This is a genomic window from Actinoallomurus vinaceus, assembly GCF_039542055.1.
Taxonomy (GTDB): domain Bacteria; phylum Actinomycetota; class Actinomycetes; order Streptosporangiales; family Streptosporangiaceae; genus Actinoallomurus; species Actinoallomurus vinaceus.
On the sequence record NZ_BAABHK010000021.1, the window covers coordinates 132,186 to 149,688 of the forward strand.

The 17,503-nt window shown below is 71.9% G+C and carries 18 protein-coding genes; 13 read left to right on the top strand and 5 right to left on the bottom strand.

From position 1 onward, the window contains the following. Positions 1-185 precede the first annotated feature (185 nt). The gene (locus tag ABEA24_RS46655; protein ID WP_345441417.1) at positions 186-2,117 is read right to left on the bottom strand and encodes a WD40 repeat domain-containing protein; all 1,932 of its coding nucleotides are present in this window, start codon (positions 2,115-2,117) and stop codon (positions 186-188) included. A gap of 230 nt (positions 2,118-2,347) precedes the next feature. On the opposite strand from ABEA24_RS46655, the gene ABEA24_RS46660 reads away from it, so the two are divergent. Beyond that, positions 2,348-2,686, top strand: coding sequence for an STAS domain-containing protein (locus ABEA24_RS46660; RefSeq protein ID WP_345441420.1), 339 nt, complete (start codon positions 2,348-2,350; stop codon positions 2,684-2,686). Positions 2,687-3,060: 374 nt separating this feature from the next. On the opposite strand, the gene ABEA24_RS46665 is transcribed toward ABEA24_RS46660, so the two are convergent. Then, the gene (locus tag ABEA24_RS46665) at positions 3,061-3,861 is read right to left on the bottom strand and encodes a resuscitation-promoting factor (RefSeq protein ID WP_345441423.1); all 801 of its coding nucleotides are present in this window, start codon (positions 3,859-3,861) and stop codon (positions 3,061-3,063) included. Positions 3,862-3,999: 138 nt separating this feature from the next. Between ABEA24_RS46665 and ABEA24_RS46670 the strand changes: the two genes are divergently transcribed. From ABEA24_RS46670 to ABEA24_RS46690, 5 genes are read left to right on the top strand one after another with little or no spacing between them, the layout of a single operon-like run. After that, positions 4,000-4,593 (top strand): TetR/AcrR family transcriptional regulator, encoded by a 594-nt coding sequence (locus ABEA24_RS46670; protein WP_345441426.1) that lies wholly within the window; start codon positions 4,000-4,002, stop codon positions 4,591-4,593. A 10-nt stretch (positions 4,594-4,603) separates the two neighbouring features. Next, complete coding sequence (locus tag ABEA24_RS46675) at positions 4,604-5,800, top strand: cytochrome P450 (protein ID WP_345441429.1); 1,197 nt, start codon at positions 4,604-4,606, stop codon at positions 5,798-5,800. Positions 5,801-5,819: 19 nt separating this feature from the next. Beyond that, on the top strand, positions 5,820-6,602 hold the full coding sequence (locus tag ABEA24_RS46680; protein WP_345441432.1) for an SDR family oxidoreductase: 783 nt from the start codon (positions 5,820-5,822) through the stop codon (positions 6,600-6,602). Continuing rightward, on the top strand, positions 6,599-7,969 hold the full coding sequence (locus tag ABEA24_RS46685; RefSeq protein WP_345441435.1) for a cytochrome P450: 1,371 nt from the start codon (positions 6,599-6,601) through the stop codon (positions 7,967-7,969). The genes ABEA24_RS46680 and ABEA24_RS46685 overlap by 4 nt, the downstream gene beginning before the upstream one ends. Further along, complete coding sequence (locus ABEA24_RS46690; protein ID WP_345441438.1) at positions 7,950-8,501, top strand: nuclear transport factor 2-like protein; 552 nt, start codon at positions 7,950-7,952, stop codon at positions 8,499-8,501. Before ABEA24_RS46685 ends, ABEA24_RS46690 begins: the two co-directional genes overlap by 20 nt. A 20-nt stretch (positions 8,502-8,521) precedes the next feature. Here ABEA24_RS46690 and ABEA24_RS46695 read toward each other — a convergent pair whose 3' ends face one another. Beyond that, positions 8,522-9,199, bottom strand: coding sequence for a hypothetical protein (locus tag ABEA24_RS46695; RefSeq protein WP_345441440.1), 678 nt, complete (start codon positions 9,197-9,199; stop codon positions 8,522-8,524). A 23-nt stretch (positions 9,200-9,222) separates the two neighbouring features. On the opposite strand from ABEA24_RS46695, the gene ABEA24_RS46700 reads away from it, so the two are divergent. The 4 genes from ABEA24_RS46700 to ABEA24_RS46715 are packed head-to-tail and all read left to right on the top strand — an operon-like array spanning position 9,223 to position 12,648. Further along, positions 9,223-10,710 (top strand): aldehyde dehydrogenase, encoded by a 1,488-nt coding sequence (locus ABEA24_RS46700; RefSeq protein WP_345441442.1) that lies wholly within the window; start codon positions 9,223-9,225, stop codon positions 10,708-10,710. Continuing rightward, positions 10,707-11,444 carry an SDR family oxidoreductase gene (locus ABEA24_RS46705; protein WP_345441444.1) on the top strand — a complete coding sequence of 246 codons (738 nt, stop codon included), beginning with the start codon at positions 10,707-10,709 and terminating at the stop codon, positions 11,442-11,444. Before ABEA24_RS46700 ends, ABEA24_RS46705 begins: the two co-directional genes overlap by 4 nt. Then, positions 11,441-12,274: an NAD(P)-dependent oxidoreductase gene (locus tag ABEA24_RS46710; RefSeq protein ID WP_345441447.1), complete on the top strand. Its 834-nt coding sequence runs from the start codon at positions 11,441-11,443 to the stop codon at positions 12,272-12,274. Before ABEA24_RS46705 ends, ABEA24_RS46710 begins: the two co-directional genes overlap by 4 nt. Next, positions 12,271-12,648, top strand: a complete 378-nt coding sequence (locus ABEA24_RS46715; protein ID WP_345441450.1) for a carboxymuconolactone decarboxylase family protein — start codon at positions 12,271-12,273, stop codon at positions 12,646-12,648. Before ABEA24_RS46710 ends, ABEA24_RS46715 begins: the two co-directional genes overlap by 4 nt. Here the strand turns inward: ABEA24_RS46715 and ABEA24_RS46720 are convergent. After that, the gene (locus tag ABEA24_RS46720; protein WP_345441453.1) at positions 12,645-13,805 is read right to left on the bottom strand and encodes a sensor histidine kinase; all 1,161 of its coding nucleotides are present in this window, start codon (positions 13,803-13,805) and stop codon (positions 12,645-12,647) included. The two genes, ABEA24_RS46715 and ABEA24_RS46720, sit on opposite strands and share 4 nt — an antisense overlap. 208 nt (positions 13,806-14,013) lie before the next feature. Beyond that, entirely contained in the window at positions 14,014-14,802 is a 789-nt protein-coding gene (locus ABEA24_RS46725) for a CHAP domain-containing protein (RefSeq protein ID WP_345441456.1), read from the bottom strand. Positions 14,803-14,977: 175 nt separating this feature from the next. On the opposite strand from ABEA24_RS46725, the gene ABEA24_RS46730 reads away from it, so the two are divergent. The 3 genes from ABEA24_RS46730 (at position 14,978) to ABEA24_RS46740 (ending at position 17,456) form a co-directional block, all read left to right on the top strand. Beyond that, on the top strand, positions 14,978-15,628 hold the full coding sequence (locus ABEA24_RS46730) for a LuxR C-terminal-related transcriptional regulator (protein ID WP_345441458.1): 651 nt from the start codon (positions 14,978-14,980) through the stop codon (positions 15,626-15,628). A 221-nt stretch (positions 15,629-15,849) separates the two neighbouring features. Continuing rightward, positions 15,850-16,389, top strand: a complete 540-nt coding sequence (locus tag ABEA24_RS46735; RefSeq protein ID WP_345441461.1) for a hypothetical protein — start codon at positions 15,850-15,852, stop codon at positions 16,387-16,389. Beyond that, positions 16,383-17,456 (top strand): GH25 family lysozyme, encoded by a 1,074-nt coding sequence (locus ABEA24_RS46740; RefSeq protein ID WP_345441464.1) that lies wholly within the window; start codon positions 16,383-16,385, stop codon positions 17,454-17,456. The genes ABEA24_RS46735 and ABEA24_RS46740 overlap by 7 nt, the downstream gene beginning before the upstream one ends. The last annotated feature ends 47 nt before the right edge of the window (positions 17,457-17,503 follow it).

The following is a 17,503-nucleotide window of genomic DNA, read 5'->3' on the forward strand; positions in this document are numbered from 1 at the left end:
CCGCTCAGTGAGTTCGATAAGGGACGGTCAGCGCTCACTTCAGCGCACCGCCGACTCATCTCGGGCGAACGTCGTTAGATCGCCGAATGGGTCCGGGAGCGGTGCGCCCGCGCTGTTAGCGTCTCTTCACTGAGAAGACGCCGGAGATGATCGCTTGGTTCACGCGATCGTCATTTTCCGGGATTTCAACTCTGTTGAAACGAATTGGTCTCCTGCTCGGGGAACTCCGCCAGCAGCCGTTCCGCCGCCTCACGGACGCCCGGGTCGGCGTCGCCCAGCAGGTCGGCGACGAGGGAAAGGCACTCCTCGATCGTCGAGCGGACGTGCTCGGCCCAGGGCTCGGCGTCCGCCGCGGCGTCGGCCGGTTCGGCGGTGGCCCGCGCGATCTCCGTCAGCAGCGACAGCACCGGGCCCCGGACGTGGTTCTCCGGATCGGAGGCGAGCAGCACGAGGTACGGAGCGGCCGCCACGGTCGCCGGGAAGACCGCTCCTCCTCCGCACAGCGCGGCACGCAGATCGGGCAGCGCGGCCTCGGCGGTCGCGGCGTCGGCGGACGCCGCCGCGAGGATGCGGTCCGGGACCTCGCCGGCGGGGCCCTGCCCGCCGTCCAGGTTCTCCCAGGTGAACCGGTACAGCAGCTCCGTCAGCTCCCGCCGCGGCCACAGGAGTTCGGGGTCGAGGCGCAGAGTGGCGCTCCCGGTGGAACCGCCGACGGTGAGGGTCCCCTCCGGATCCAGCCTCAGCGTCTCGATGCCCGATCCGAGGCTCAGCGTCGCGTCGAGGCCGGAGCCCACGTCCCACAGGCGTACCGTGCCGGTGCTCCACGCCGCCGCCACGGCGGGTCCGGTGGGCAGACGCTCGGTGCTCACCGCGACCACGGACCCGCTCTGCCGGCCGATCCCGGCCGGCTCGTCATCGTCGTCGGGCAGCCACAGGTTCACCAGCCCGGCCGCGTCCCCGCTCACCACCGTGACACCCAGGCCCTCGAACCGCCGCCAGGCGACCGCCGTCACCCCCGCGTCGTGCGCCGTACGGACGGCGTCGCGCAGCGGTGCCGGGAGCTCGGGCTCGGAGGGCGACGGCGGCTGGTCCGAGACGGCCTCCACGGTCCACCGCCCGTCGGGGTCGGACTGACCCGGGCGCAGCGACAGCGGTTCCGGCGCCGCCGGCTCCGCGGTGTCCTGAGGATCCGGCGCGTCGGCCGGAGGGGACTCGATGTCGTCGCTCCAGTCGACGCCGAGCGCACGGGCGAGGTCCTCGAGGGCCGTACGGGTCCGGGCGTGCACCACGAAGGGGCAGTCGGCGTATCCCCCTCCGTCGAGGTAGATGATCGCGTCGGGTGCGCCGTAGGCGACGGAACGGCTGCCGAGTTCGCGCCAGGGCTGCAGGCCCAGCTCCGGGAAGGTCCGCCGGATCCGGTCCACGAGCTCGGGCTCCGCCTCGTACAGCCGCACGGTCCAGCCGAAGTGGCCGGGCAGCCGCATCACGGCCAGCTGCAGGAAGAACTCCGAGATCGACCGGGACTGCACCACCCAGCCGTCCTCGGCGCTGACCAGCACCTTCGGGTCGGCGAGCGCGGCGTCGGCGGCCGGGTACCCCCATTCGTTGCAGTACTGGTACTCCGCCTTGAACACGCAGACCCGGTGGTCGTCGTCCGGCCCGACGAACGGGTTGCCCGGCGGCAGCCCGTCCGAGACGCCGTAGCCGGTGGGGTCGGGCCGTACCGTCGGCGGCCACTCCGGGTTCGTCCAGTAGAGGCGCGGCTGGTAGGTGAAGGAGTTGAACGGCAGGTCCCACCACTCGTCCAGCGCCGCGGGGATCGGCAGTGTCAGGTCGACGCGGGCGAACTCGTCGTCCTCCTCGCCGGTCCACTCGGCCTTGAGGCGGCGGACGTACGCCTCGTGCTCGGACTCCGACCAGCGCGGCCAGCGAGGTTCGCCGCCGGGCGGTTCGTACCCCCATTCCTCCTGGAACGCCCGCAGCAGTTCCCAGCGCGGGCCGGTGTCGGCCAGGTGCGCGGCGAACTCGCCGGGGGTCATGCGGCCGCGATCGTCCCACCGCGGCATCACCCGCCGCAGCCGCTCGCCGAACCGTCCGTAATCGATGATCTCCGACACGGCGGTCAGCGTAGGGCATGAACTGCGGCTTTGCCGTCTATGGGACCTTTGGCCCTAGCGTCGCCCATTGCCGTGCAGCGACCATTCTCTTACCAGGCGGAGATCGGGCCGTTACGGCCGCTCAGCGCCGCGCCGGGGGGGCGGGGCGTACACCAGGGGGCTCCGCCGCTTCTGATCCGGGGACATTCATGGCAGGAGAGCCGCTGGCCTATCCGCCTACTTCAGGGTGGATGACGGCCATACCGGAAGGCTGGGAGCGCCTCGCACCGGCGCTCATGACGATCGTGCGGGTACGCCCGGGAGCGGCTCCTGTGGTCTCGGTCCGCGGCGAACTGGACATCGCCTGCGCAGGCGCCTTCGAAGACCTCGTGCTCGAGGTGATCATCCGGCACGGGCCCGACGTCGTCATCGACGCGTCCCGCATGTCATTCTGCGACGCTCGCGGACTCGGCGCCCTGGTGCGGTGCGCCAACGAGGCCGGCCGATCGGGCGGCCGGCTCACGCTGACCGATCCGGACCATCGGCTCCGTCGCCTGCTCCGGATCGTCCACCTCGACCACCTCATGTGACCGACATCACATCCACCGAAGGTTTATCCGAAGATACGCAAGCACGCCGAAACACCGGTGTGGCTCGGACCTCGCGGCCCGCTGTTCGACATTGTCGACAGCGGGCCGTTGACGTGCCTGAACACGTCTCTTAGCGTCACTGAGTGCCTGCCGGACGACTGGTAGGCCCCGAGAACAGAAGACCACTCGGCCGCCCGCGCGTCCCCCCGGCGGCCGGATCCCTGATCGCCCCTTCCCCCCGGCTAACGGGCGGGGTGCTCCCCCCGCACCCCCGCCCGTGAGCTTCCCCCGGCAGCCACGGACCTGCCCCTTCCCCCTGCTAACGGGCGGGGTGCTCCCCCCGCACCCCGCCCGTGACGCTTTCTCAGCCGAACTCAGCTGAACAGGAAGTGGCCGCAGTTCGGCCACTGGCCCTGCCAACGGCCGTTCACCCGGTTGTAGAGGAGCTGCGCCCGGTAGGTCTGCTCGGCCGCGGACGCCTGGCTGGGCAGTCCCGAACCGCCGACCGTCGCCCAGCTCTGCCGGTTGAACTGGTAGAGCCCGTAGTAGCCGGCCGGGTTCACCGCCCCGGGGTTGCCGCCCGACTCGCACTTGGCCAGCGCCGCCCAGTTGAGCCGGGCCGCCGAGCCGGTGCCGGCGCCCTGGGGGCCGAGCGCGACGATCCGCGACACGGGCTTGCGCTTGATCTCCTGGTCGATGACGGCCTTGACCTTCTTGCCGTGCCGCGGCACGTAGGCGGTCGTCACCATCTTGAGGCCGGAGCGGCCCTCCCGGGTCACCTTGCGGGTGAAGGGCGGAAGCTTGCCGTCCTTCTTCTCGACCGTCGGCGCCGGGATCGTGACCTTCTCGGTCTTCGGCTTGGACAGCAGCCGCAGCACCTTGATCGTGGCGGCGGGTGCCTCGCCCGCGGCGGGCGTGACCAGGTCGAACTTGCCAAGCTGGATCTTCAGCTGGGCGAGCACCTCCCCGACGGTCGCCGCCGTCGTCATGGTCTCGGCGCGCTTCTTGCGATCGACGAAGACGACCACCTTGTGCGGCGTGGCCGTGGGGCTCACCGCCGCGTCGCGCGGCGCGACGGCCGCGGCGTCCTTCTTGTCACTCGGCTTGGAACCTCCACAGGCCGAGGCGGTGATCGCGAGCACCGTCAGACCAGTGACCAACAGGGAACGGCGCACATTTCCTCCGCATCTGCAGCCCCCCGAACCAGCCAGACATTAGCGGAGTCAACCACCCCATTGGCACCAACCGCCAAATTTCGCCCCGTATCACACGATCCTTGCGTCCTCCTGAGGCCTGAACTAGTGTCTGGACACATGTCCGGTGAGCTGATGACGGAGGCCACCCGGCGGCGGTTGACCGGCCGCCAGGCCGACACCGTGCGCCGGCTGACCGACGCCGCCGTCGAGGAGGTCCGCGAGACCGGGTTCGACGGGCTGACCGTGCGCAACGTCGCGCGCCGCGCCGGGGTCGCGCCCGCCACCGCCTACACCTACTTCGCCTCGAAGAATCACCTGATCACCGAGGTCTTCTGGCGGCGGCTGAGCGCGCTCCCGCCGGTCCAGGCCACGCCGGGGCGACCCCGCGAGCGGGTGGTCGCCGTGCTCCGGGAGATCGCGCTGCTCGTCTCCGACGAGCCGCAGCTCGCCGCCGCCTGCACGACCGCCATGCTCGGCGGCGACCCCGACGTCCAGGAGCTGCGCGCCCGCATCGGCCTCGCCATCCGCCGCCGGCTCGTCGTCGCCCTCTCCCCCGAGAGCGACGGCGGCCCGCTCCCGGAGACCGAGACCCGCGTCGTCCGCGCGCTCGAGTTCGCCTACGCGGGCGCCCTCGTGCACGCCGGCATGGGCTACACCTCCTACGCCGAGATGGCCGACCGGCTCACCGAGGTGGCCGAACTCCTGCTGTGAGGTGACCGCAGTGGCCTTAACCCCCGAGCCGTCGTACGACCCGTACGACTACGCGATCCACGAGGACCCGTATCCGGCGTACGCGCGGCTCCGCGACGAGGCCCCGCTGTACCGCGACGACGAGCTCGACTTCTGGGCGATCTCCCGGCACGCGGACGTCGCCGCGGCCTTCCGGGACCACGAGCGGTTCTCCAGCGTCAACGGCGTCTCGCTCGACCCGAGCGCGTGGGGCCCGGCGGCCCACCGGACGATGTCGTTCCTGGCCCTGGACCCGCCCGCGCACACCCGGATGCGCTCTCTCGTCTCGAAGGGCTTCACGCCCCGCCGGGTCCGCGAGCTGGAGGGCGACATCCTGCGGCTGACCCGCCGCCACCTCGACCCGGCGCTGGCCGAGGGCGCCTTCGACCTGATCGGGGACTTCGCGGGCCGACTCCCGATGGACGTCATCTCCGAGATGATGGGCGTGCCCGAGGCCGACCGCGACGAGGTGCGGCGGCTCGCCGACCTCGTCGTGCACCGCGAAGAGGGGATCAACGACGTCCCTCCGGAGGGCATGGCGGCCGCCCTCACGCTGGCCGGCTACTACCAGGACCTGGTCGCCGAGCGCCGCCGCCGTCCGCGCGACGACCTGACCTCCGCGCTGCTCGGCGCTCAGGACGGTGCGGACCGGCTCGACGAGAAGGAGATCGTCGCCTTCCTCTTCCTCATGGTCGTCGCCGGCAACGAGACGACCACCAAGCTGCTCGGCAACGCCCTCTACTGGGGATGGCGCAACCCCGGGCAGCTCGCCGGGCCCCTCGCCGACCCGGCGCGGATCCCCGCCTGGATCGAGGAGACCCTCCGGTACGACACGTCCAGTCAGATGATCGCCCGTACGGTCACCGAGGACACCGCGCTGTACGGCTGCGTGGTCCCGGCCGGCGCGCGGATGCTGCTGCTCATCGGCGCCGCCAACCGCGACCCCCGCGTCTTCCCCGACCCCGACGCGTACGACCTGGACCGCGACACGTCACCGCTGATCAGCTTCGGCGGCGGCCGCCACTACTGCCTCGGCGCGAACCTGGCGCGCCTCGAGGCGCGCGTGGCGCTGACCGAGTTCGCCCGGCAGGTCCAGGCGTACGACATCGACGCCGGGAACGCCGTCCGCGTGCACTCCGTCAACGTCCGCGGCTTCGCCGCCCTGCCCATCTCCGTCACCCGTCGATAAGGCCCTGGAGGTCCGCGCCATGCCGCGATTCGAACCTCACCCGCCCCGTCGTCCCGCACTGATCGCCGGAGCCTCGTCCGGGATCGGCGCCGCCACCGCCACGCTGCTCGCCGCGAACGGCCATCCCGTGGCCCTCGGCGCCCGGCGCGCCGACCGCTGCGAGGAGATCGCCGCGGGCGTCCGCGCGGCCGGCGGCGAGGCGTTCGCCCACCCGCTGGACGTGGCCGACTCCGACTCGGTCAAGGCGTTCGTCGCGGCGGCCACCGAGGCGCTCGGCGACCCCGAGATCGTCGTGTCGAGCGCCGGCGACCTGGGCGCCGAACGCGTCCACGAACTGGACGCCGAGGCGTTCGCCGCGCAGGTGCAGGTCCACCTGATCGGAGCGCACCGGCTCGTCTCGCAGGTCGTGCCGGGGATGGTCGCCCGCCGGCGCGGCGACGTCGTCCTCGTCTCCTCGGACGTCGTCCGCGCGCCCCGTACCCGGATGGGCGCCTACGTCGCGGCCAAGAACGGCATCGAGGGCATGGCCCAGGCCCTGCGGATGGAGCTGGAGGGCACCGGCGTACGGGCCTCGGTCGTCCGGCCCGGCCCGACGATGACGGGGATGGGCATGGGCTGGGGCGCCGAGACCACCGCAGAGGTGCTGGAGGAGTGGGTGAAGTGGGGCCTGGCCCGCCACCCGTACTTCCTCAAGCCCGAGCAGGTCGCGGCGGCGATCGCGGCCGTTGTCGCCACGCCGCGCGGCGCCCACCTCACGCTGGTCGAGGTCCAGCCCGAGGCGGCCGTGGAGCGTCCGCGATGAGGCGGCCGGTGCTCGTCTCCGGAGGTCCGGACCACCTCGAGGAGCTGCGGACCGACCCGATCGGGCTGATGTGGCGGGTCCGGAAGGAGTGCGGCGACGTCGGGGAGTTCCGGCTGGCGGGCCGCCCGGTCGTGCTGCTGTCCGGCGCGGAGGCCAACGAGTTCTTCTTCCGCGCGCCCGACGAGGACCTCGACCAGGCGGAGGCGTACCCCTTCATGACCCCGATCTTCGGGGAGGGCGTGCTCTTCGACACCACCCCCGAGCAGCGCCGGGAGGCCCTCCACAACCAGGCGCTCAAGGGCGCGCACCTCAAGGGGCACGCGACGACGATCGCCGCCGAGGTGGAGCGGATGGTCGCCGCGTGGGGCGACGAGGGCGAGATCGACCTGCTCGACTGGTTCGCCGAGCTGACCATCTACACGTCGTCGGCGTGCCTGATCGGCGAGAGGTTCCGGGACCGGCTCGACCGCCGCTTCGCCGAGCTCTACCACGACCTGGAGCGCGGCACCGACGCCGTCGCGTACGTCGATCCGTACGCCGACATCGAGAGCTTCCGCCGCCGCGACGCCGCCCGCGCCCGGCTGGTCGAGCTCGTCCAGGCCATCATGGACGAACGGGCCGCGGCCCCGCCGCCCGTCCGAGAGGACCGGGACCTGCTCGACGTGCTGATGTCGATCCGTACGGAGGACGGCGAGCCGAGGTTCTCCGCCGACCAGATCACCGGGATGTTCATCTCGATGATGTTCGCCGGGCACCACACGACCTCGGGGACGGCCGCCTGGACGCTGATCGAGCTGCTGCGCCACCCCGGCGTGCTGGCCGAGGTCGTCGGCGAGCTCGACGCGCTGTACGCCGACGGGTCGGAGGTGAGCTTCCAGGCGCTTCGCGAGATCCCGCGGCTGGAGTCGGCCGTCAAGGAGGCGCTGCGGCTGCATCCGCCGCTCATCCTGCTGCTGCGGGTGGCCCGGACCGACCAGGAGGTGCTGGGGCACCGGATCGCGGCGGGCACGCTGGTCGGCTGCAGCCTGGCGGTGTCCAACCGGATCGCCGAGGACTTCCCGGACCCGGACCGATTCGCCCCGGACCGGTACGCCGCGCCGCGCGAGGAGGACCTGGTCAACCGGTGGACCTGGGTGCCGTTCGGCGCCGGCCGGCACCGCTGCGTCGGCGCGAACTTCGCGATGATCCAGCTGAAGGCGATCTTCTCGGTGCTGCTGCGGGACTGGGAGTTCGCGCTCGCCCAGGCCCCGGACTCCTACCGCAACGACCACTCGAAGATGGTGGTGCAGCTCGCCCGGCCCTGCCGGGTGCGGTACCGCCGCAGGAGGCTCGGCCGAGGAGGCGAGGATGCCCGCGTTCCCGCGTGAGGAGCTGGACGAGATGGTGCGGCGCTGGCTGGAGGCGAACCGGCGCTGCGAGGAGGCCGGCGACTGGCGCCCGCTGGCCGAGATGTACACCGAGAACGCCACCTACGGCTGGAACGTCGGTCCCGGCCAGGACTTCATGGCGGTCGGCCGCGAGGAGATCCGCGACCTCGCGCTCGGCGCGGAGATGGGCGGCCTGGACGGCTGGTCGTACCCCTACCAGAGCATCCTCGTCGACGATCGGAAGGGCGAGGTCGTCGGCTTCTGGAAGCAGGTTGCCGACGCGCGGCGGCCGGACGGCACGCCGTACGAGGTCCAGGGCATCGGCGGCAGCTGGTTCCACTACGCGGGGGACTTCCGGTGGTCGTGGCAGCGCGACTGGTTCGACCTGGGCAACGTCACGGCGGTGTTCGTCGAGATGATGAAGGCGGGCGTGCTGTCGGACGGCATGAAGCGCCGCCTGGACCGGGCGGCCACGGGCGGGCCGCTCCCCGGCTATTACGACCGCTCCCAGTCCCGCGTTCCGCTGTGGTGACTTAGAGCCCGCGCGGGCTCTTACTCGGGGATGTGCGGGGTGCCGTCCTTCATCGGCGGGAAGCGGAACCTCGCCGCCGTGGTGCCCCGCGTGATCCGGGTGATGGGCGCCTCGCCGACCGGCTCGGTGTCGTCGTCGATGACGACCTCCCAGCGGCAGTGCGGCACCCGCCCGGCGGGGTCGCGCGGCGGGCGGTGCACGGGGCGGATGCGTGCGCGCGGGTTCACGGCCTGGGCCGTCCAGTCGAAGGTGCCGTCCTCGATGTGGTGGCACATGCCGCGGACCGCGCGCTCGCCGAACGGCTCGACGTCCAGCAGCGCGCCGCACGAGCGGAGCTGGAAGAAGCCGTGGCTCTCGTCGACGAGCTCGTACTCCACGTCCATGTAGTGCTGGGCGAATCCGGGGTCTAGTTGCAGGCACTTGAAGATGGCCGAGACCCCGTCCCCCTCGATCTTCATGATCTCGCGGATCCGCCGCGTGTACACCGGGCTGGCGCCCTGCCACTCCTCGACGGCGATCTCCTCGACCGTCTCCTGGCCGTACCTCATCCCGACGGCGGCGAGCGCGGACCGGTCGAGCAGGTGCACGATCAGCGCGTACTCCCGGACGAGGCGGACGAGCGCCTCCTTCGACAGATCCTCGAAGCGGAAGTCGGGGTCGAAATCCCCCGAATAGTCGGCGCGGGGCTTGTCGGTCACGGCGTGAACTGTAGTCTGGACAGGTGTCCAGAACAAGCGACCGCTTGCTCGACGACTGGCGGCTCTCCGGGTCCCCCCTGCTGATCGACGGCGAGGCGGTGCCCGGCGCCCGCCGGTTCGCCACGGTCGATCCGGCCACCGGTGAGGTCCTCGGGGAGGCCGCCGACGCCGACCGTGACGACCTGGACCGGGCCGTCGCCGCCGCCCGCCGGGCGTTCGACGAGTCCGGCTGGGCCGGTGACCTCGCACTCCGCGTCCGCTGCCTGCGGCAGCTCCGGGAGGCCCTGACCCGGCACGCCGACGAGCTGCGCGAGCTGACGATCCGCGAGGTCGGCGCGCCCCGCTTCCTCACGTACGGCGCGCAGCTCGACGCGCCCGTCGCCGACCTGGCCTGGTTCGCCGATCTCGCCGAGACGTACGACTGGGAGCGGGATCTCGGCCGGGCCGCGCCGATGGGCGTCGCCAGCGACCGCCGCGTCGTGCGGGAGCCGGTGGGCGTCGTCGCCGCCATCACCCCGTGGAACTTCCCCCACCAGATCAACCTCGCCAAGCTCGGGCCCGCCCTCGCAGCCGGGAACACCGTCGTGCTGAAACCGGCCCCGGACACCCCGTGGTGCGCGGCGGCGCTCGGCCGGCTCATCCTCGAGGAGACCGACGTCCCGCCCGGCGTCGTCAACGTCGTCACCGGCACCGATCACACGCTCGGCGCGCGGCTGACCGCCGACCCGCGCGTCGACCTGATCTCCTTCACCGGGTCGACGGCCACCGGCCGGGCGGTCATGCGCGGCGCCGCCGAGACCCTCAAGCGGGTGTTCCTGGAGCTCGGCGGCAAGTCGGCGTTCATCGTGCTGGACGACGCCGACCTGAAGAGCGCCTGCTCGTACGCGGCGTTCGCCGGGATCACCCATGCCGGGCAGGGCTGCGCGATCACCACCCGGCTGCTCGTCCCCCGGAATCGGCACGACGACGCCGTCGAGATCACCGCGCGGACCATGGAGAAGATCGGCGTCGGCGACCCGGGCGACGACGGCACGGTCTGCGGCCCGGTCATCTCCGCGCGGCAGCGCGACCGGATCGAGGGCCACCTGCGGCTCGCGGCCGAGGAGGGCGGGTCCTTCGCGACCGGCGGGCACCGCGCCGACCGGGACCGGGGCTTCTGGATCGAACCGACCCTCATCACCGGGCTGACCAACGAGAGCCGCACCGCCCGCGAGGAGATCTTCGGCCCGGTGCTCATCGTCCTGCCCCACGACGGCGACGACGACGCCGTGCGCATCGCCAACGATTCGCCGTACGGCCTGTCCGGCGCGGTGCACGGCGGCGACCTCGACCGCGCGCGGGCGGTCGCGCGCCGCCTGCGCACCGGCACCGTCAGCGTGAACGGCGGGATCTGGTACGCCGCGGACGTGCCGTTCGGCGGCTACAAGCAGTCCGGCGTCGGCCGCGAGATGGGCGTCGCCGGGTTCGAGGAGTACCTGGAGACCAAGGCGATCGCGGAAGGAGCCGCATGAACCGCTTCGCGGACAAGGTCGCGATCGTCACGGGCGCGGCGCAGGGCATCGGCGAGGCGTACGCCCGCGCCCTGGCCGCCGAGGGCGCGCACGTCGTCGTCGCCGACGTCAGCGAGAAGGGCGCGGTCGTCGCCGACGCCATCGGGGGCCGCTTCGTACGGACCGACGTGTCCGACCCGGCGTCGGCCGAGGCCATGGCGGCGAGCGCCGTGGAGGCGTACGGCGGGATCGACTACCTGGTCAACAACGCCGCCGTCTTCGGCACGATGCGGCTGGACTTCCTGTTCACGGTCGACTGGGACTACTACAAGCGCTTCATGGCGGTGAACATGGACGGCGCGCTGCTGTGCGCCCGCGCCTGCCACGCCGCCATGGCCGAGCGCGGCGGCGGCGCGATCGTCAACCAGTCCTCCACCGCCGCCTGGCAGTACTCCGGCTTCTACGGCCTGGCCAAGGTCGGCGTCAACGGCATCACCCAGCAGCTCGCCCACGAGCTCGGCTCGCTCGGCATCCGGGTCAACGCGATCGCGCCCGGCCCCATCGACACCGAGGCCAACCGCGCCGTGGTGCCCGCCGGCATGTCCGAGAAGATCGTGCGGGACAGGATGGCGCTCAAGCGGATGGGCACCCCGGACGACCTCGTGGGCATGTGCCTGTTCCTGCTGTCCGGCGAGGCGTCCTGGATCACCGGCCAGATCTTCAACGTGGACGGCGGGGAGGTGTTCCGGTCGTGACGTACGGCTTCGTCGGCCTCGGCCAGATGGGCGCGCCGATGGCCCGGCACCTGGCCGGGCCGGACCTGATCGTGTACGACGTCCGCGCGGAGGCCATGGCGCCGTTCGCCGGCAAGGGCGCGCGCCCGGCCCGTACGCTCGCCGAGGTCGCGGCGGCGTCCGTGATCTCGGTGATGGTCCGCGACGACGCGCAGGTGGACGAGGTCGCCGGCGCGCTCCTGCCCGCCGCCGCGCGCGGCACCGTCTTGGCGGTCCACTCGACGATCCGGGCGCGGACGGCCGAGACGCTCGCCGAGCGGGCCCGGCCGTACGGCGTGGAGGTCGTCGACGCCCCGGTCAGCGGCGGGTTCATGGGCGCCGACGCCGGCACCCTTGCCGTGATGGTCGGCGGCTCCGACGCGGCGTTCGCGCGGGTCCGGGAGCCCTTCGGCGCGTTCGCCGACCTGGTGCTGCACGTCGGGTCGGTCGGCGCGGGCACCCGGATGAAGCTCGCCCGCAACCTGCTGCACTTCGTCTCCTTCGCCGCGGCCGCCGAGGCGCAGCGACTCGCCGAGGCCGCCGGGGTGCCGCTGGGCCGGCTCGGCCGGGTGGTCCGCCACTCCGACGCCGTCACCGGCGGCCCCGGCTCGATCATGCTCCGGCGCACGACGGCACCCCTGGAACCGGACGACCCGCTGTACGACGTCATGCGGCACGTGTACGCCCTCGGCGAGAAGGACCTGGCCCTCGCCCTCGAACTCGCCGACGAGCTCGGCGTCGACGCTCCGCTGGCCCGGCTGGCCTGCGAACGCCTCGCCGCCGGACTCGGCCTGCCCGAGGAGGAGACGTGACCGACGAGAAGCGGCGGCGCGGCCTGGAGATGATGGGCGAGGTGTACGGCTGGGAGGTCGGCGACGGGCCCGGCGACTTCTTCGGCATCACGGTCGACCACCTGTTCGGCGAGATCTGGACGCGGCCCGGCCTGTCCCTGCGCGACCGGCGGCTCCTGCTCATCGGGCTGCTGGCCGGCCAGGGCCTGAACGACGTCCTCGACATCCAGATCCCGGCCGCCCTCGGCAACGGCGAGCTCTCCCCCGATGAGCTCCGCGAGATCGCCATCTTCCTCACGCACTACGTCGGCTGGCCGCTCGGCGCCCGCCTGAGCGTCCAGATCGACACCCTCATCGCCCGCCACGAGAAGGCCCGTTCCGAAGGGCCTGCTTAGGGCCGTGCCGCGGCCGGAAGAGGCAGCGTGATCTCGATGTAGGTGCCGGCTTCCGGAGCCGAGTCGATCAGCACCGTGCCGCCGATCTCGGCGATCCGGCCCTGGACCGACTGGGCCAGCCCGACCCCCCGGTGCTCGGCCGACGGGTCGAAGCCGCAGCCCTGGTCGACGACGCTGAGCGTGAGGACGCCCGGCTCGGCGCCGACGCGCAGGACGGCGGTCGACACTCCGGCATGCTTGGCGACGTTGGTCAGCGCCTCCTCGGCGGCCCCGGCCAGCGCCGCGCAGACCGAGCCGCCGAGGGAGCGCCACTCGGGCGACTCGGTGAGCATGGTCCCGTTGAACTCGACGCGCAGGCCGTCCCGGGCCTTGCGCGCGACGACGCCCTGCAGCAGGCCGATGAGGTCTCCGTCCGTGTCGGGGCCGCCTTCGACGAGCGCCCGGAGCCACGCGGTCTCCTCCGCTACCCGCATCCGGAACTCCCGGTCGGCGATCCAGGGTCCGCGGGCGAGCTCCTCCATGGTCTGCAGGATCCGGTCGTGCAGGATGCGGGCATGCCGGGCGCGCTCGCGGTCCCGGGCCAGCTCGGCCTCCCGGATCCGGCTCTCGTCGAGTTCCCGGGCGGTCGTCCGCATCCGCCGGGAGACGAGGAAGGCCACCAGCGTGTTCGGGACGTAGGTGAGGGCGTTCAGTGTCAGGTTCATCGCCGGATCGCCGTGCCAGTACGCCGAGGCGAACGCGTCGGCGACGGCGAGCAGGGCGGTGGCGCCGATCACCGTGCGCAGGCGGCGCAGGGCCACGCCGAACGCCACGGAACTGATGATCGAGTAGGGGTAGGCGAAGTACAGGCGCGGGTGCGGCTGCCGGGTGATGATCGCGCCGACCAGGAGCACGGCGGCGATGAACCACGCGTCGGCCAGGGCCCACGCGGGCCGGATCCGCCGGGCCCGCAGGCACGCCGCGCACAGCACCGCACCTTCGGCGAAGACGGCGACCGCGAGGGCGACGGCCTCCCAGAGCCGGTCTCCGTAATGCGGGCCGTCGAATCCCACGACGAGTGCGATCTCGGCCAGACCGCCGCACCGGAACAGCACCGCCGCGCGGGCGAGGGTCGCCTCATTCTGAGCGACGGCGCCGGCCGACGGGCGGGCATCCATTGGTCACCGTCCGGGTCACAGCCGTCCCCGGCGGGGATCAGCGCCCAGAAGTTACCACGGAATATCCCGGTGATCGTCCCGTCGGCCGCATCCGTCTTCGCCGCCCATTCGGCGGGAATGCGCCTGATCGAAAGGTGATCCACGGTTCACGCCGTCGTTTGTCAAGCAGAGATCATCGGCTTCTGCCAGGACGACGGCAATGGGTGGGTCAGAAACGAAGGTAACGGCTCGGGGCGGAGGCCGAGATGGTGCGGATGTTCAGCCGGTGGAAGTTGCCCCAGTTGTATTCCTCGACCTTGATGGTGCCATTGTTGTAGACGGCCGCGACATAGGCGACGTGGCCTTTGTCGCCCGCCTGGTTGTGGTTGTCGTCCCACTGGGCGACGTCGCCGACGTGCGGGCTCGCGTCGACCGAGGCGCCGTGCCACATGTCGGCGTTGCCGAGCCAGTCGGGCGACTTGGTGTGGTGCAGCCCGTCCGAGCGGACCGCCCAGGCGGCGAAGGACGTGCACTCGCCCTCGTAGTAGCCGTGCCCGTCGGCGACCCAGGCGTCCTGAGTCGGCCACGGGTAGGCGTTCGGGTTCAGCGGCGAGCTCGGCGGGCTGTCGCAGTGGCGGACGCCGGGCGACCAGCCGTTCCCGTCCTGGGCCGGCGTGGTCACGAAGTGGTCGTAGACCCATCCGCCCGCCGTCGTGTAGTCCCACGTACGACTCAGGAGGTTGTCGTACGTGTCGGTGCCGCCGTCGTTGATCTGGCAGATCACGCCGACGGTGGCGCCCTCCTTGAGGGTGCTCTTGACGTTGCCGACCTTCGGCGTCGCCTGGACGGCGACCGTGCCGTCGGTTCCGCTGATCTTGTAGTTGACGGGGGTCACGCACGCGCCGCTGTACGGGTCGGCGGCCGCGCACGCGTTCGCCGGCGCCGCCACGCCGACGACGCCGAGCACCGGCGCGGACAACAGGGCGGCGACGGCCAGGCGTGCCAGGTTTCGCACCATGACTCTCCTCCATGTGAAGGCGGGTGGGGTCGACGACGAGTCTCGGGCGGGCGCCGCCGCACGTCATGTCAGGCGTTGGGGAGCACGTCGCCGTCGTGCGAATGCACCTCACCCCCGGCGGTTGACGGAGCCCGCGGGTCCCACCAGGGTGGTGGGGAACGAAGGGCGGTAGTACGTGGCGGCGACGCACGGCATCCGGGTCGGGGCCATCGACGACCATCCGGTGACCCTGCGCGGGATCGAGCTCCTGCTCGCCGAGTTCTCCGAGATCCACGTCGTGACCACCGCGGACACCCCGGCCGCCCTCCTCGCGGCTCCGGAGGCCGGGCGCGACCTCGACGGGCTCGACGTCGTCCTGGTGGACCTCTACCTCGCCACCGACGTCCCCTCCCTCGACGTGGTCCAGGAGCTCGCGCCCCGCGTACCGGTCCTGGTCATGTCCGCGTCGCGGCACCGGCACGACGTCGTCGCCGCCATCCGCGCCGGCGCCTCGGGATACCTCACCAAGGACAGCGCGGCCGACCAGTTCGCGGCGGCCATCACGACCGTCGCGAGCGGCGGTTTCTTCCTCTCCTCGCAGCTCGCCGACATGGTCGGCGCGGTCCTGGCGGGCCGCACCACCGAACCGGAGCTGTCACCCCGCGAGGAGGAGGCGCTCGGCTGGATCGCCCGCGGCTTCACCCACGCGCAGACCGCCCGGCGGATGGGCGTGACCAAGGCGACGGTCGACACGTACGTCGAGCGGATCCGCCGCAAGCTGCAGGTCGGGAACAAGGCGGAACTCACCCGCGCGGCCCTCCGCCGGCGCGGCCGCCCCGGCGCCTGACCCTTTTCCGCGCTCCGGTCATTCCCCGGGTCTTTCCGGCTCCACGAACCATGTCCATTGCATTACCGGCTCTTCGCGTGTGGTGCGTTCGCACCACGAGGCGGCGTCATTCTTCTACCGGACGGCGAAGACGTGCATTCACCTGGCATGACCAGGGCCGCGGGCGCTGGTGAGAATCAGCGCTACCGATCAACGGCGCACCGCGAGAAAGGCGGAATCGAATGTCCTCCAGAAGGCTCCTCCCGACGGCCCTGGCCACTGCAGCATGTGCCGTGGCGGCCCTGTTCCCCGGAATGTCGTCCGCATCGGCGGCCGTCGACCATGACCCCTGCCGGGTGGGCCAGACCCATTACTGCATCGGGCCGACGCGCGTCACGCAGGGAAGTCAGTGCCCGGGCTCGCAGTATTTCAAGGCGACCGACGGATACGGCGTGTCGATCAACTGGACGTACTCGAACAACAATGTGTCCTGTGTCCGCGTCGACTACAACTACGACCTGATCAGGGAAAAGACGGCCTGCCAGTACTGGTTCTACGTGCCGGCTGGACACGCGACCGCTCCCATATACATCGGGTACTGGACCCACCCGTACAACAAGAAGTACGTCGCCCGGCTCGACGAGAACGCGCATGAGGGCTGGACGCACGTCTTCGACGCCGCCCAGGTCTACGACATCCAGTTCCAGGACAACAACGGCACCACCGCCGGCACGATCGGCTGGGGCGACTCGTCCGCCTATGGCTGGAGCGTCTGGTGCTGAGCGGACGAGCCGTGGCGCGCAAGGTGGTCGTGGGCGCCGCCGCGGTGGCGGCGGCGCTCGGCCTGGGGAGCGGCGCGGCGTCCGCCGCGACACCGACGCCCGGTCCGCTGCGCACGCCCATCGCCAGGGCGGCGGCGGACGGCGCGACCGTCCCCGGCCTCGACGTCTCGAGCGGCCAGCCGAACATCAACTGGTCGCAGGTGTACGGGTCGGGGCGGCGGTTCGCCTACGTCAGCGCGGCGGACGGCACGTCCAAGAACCCGTCGTACACAGCGCAGACGAACGGGGCGAAGGCCGCCGGCCTCCTGGCCGGCGCGTACTTCTTCGCCGAGCCGGTGTTCGAGACGGGGACCACCCACGCGGACTGGTTCCTGGACCAGATCCACTACACGCCCGACGGGCGGACGCTGCCCCCGGCGCTCGACGTCGAGCACAACACCAACCAGCCCGCCTGCGACGGGGTCGGCGCGGGCACCTGGCAGGCCTACATCCGCGACTTCACCGCCGAGGTCAAGCGCCGTACGGGGGCCGACGCGGTGATCTACGTCTCGCCCGCGTTCTGGCAGGACTGCGTCGGGGGGAGCACGGCGTTCTCCCGGACCAACCCGCTCTGGGTGGCGCACTGGGGAGTGAACCAACCGGCCATGCCGGGTGGCTGGCCGTACTACACCTTCTGGCAGACCGGCATGGGCTCGGTGCCCGGGGTGTCCGGCTCCGTCGACATCGACGTCTTCGGCGGGTCGATGGACCAGCTGCGCAAGTTCGCCCCCGGTAAGGCGGACGGCCTGCCGTACCAGGTGACCGGTGTCGACGCCCAGGGGCTCGCGGTGCAGAGCCAGCCCCACGTCGGCCACGTGGTCCGCTACGTGTCGGAGGGCACCACGCTCTCGGTCTCCTGCCAGACCGTCCACGGCGACCAGGTCGACGGCCGGGTCAAGAACGGCCGGCCCTTCACCACCTGGGACCGGCTCACCGACGGAACGTTCGTCTACGACTGGTACATGAACACGCCGGTGGTGGACGCCGACGGCTACTCGCCGGGCATCCCCCACTGCGCGGGCGGCTGACCGCCGTCGACGAGGAGCCGCGCCCGGCCGGGGAACCGGCCGGGCGC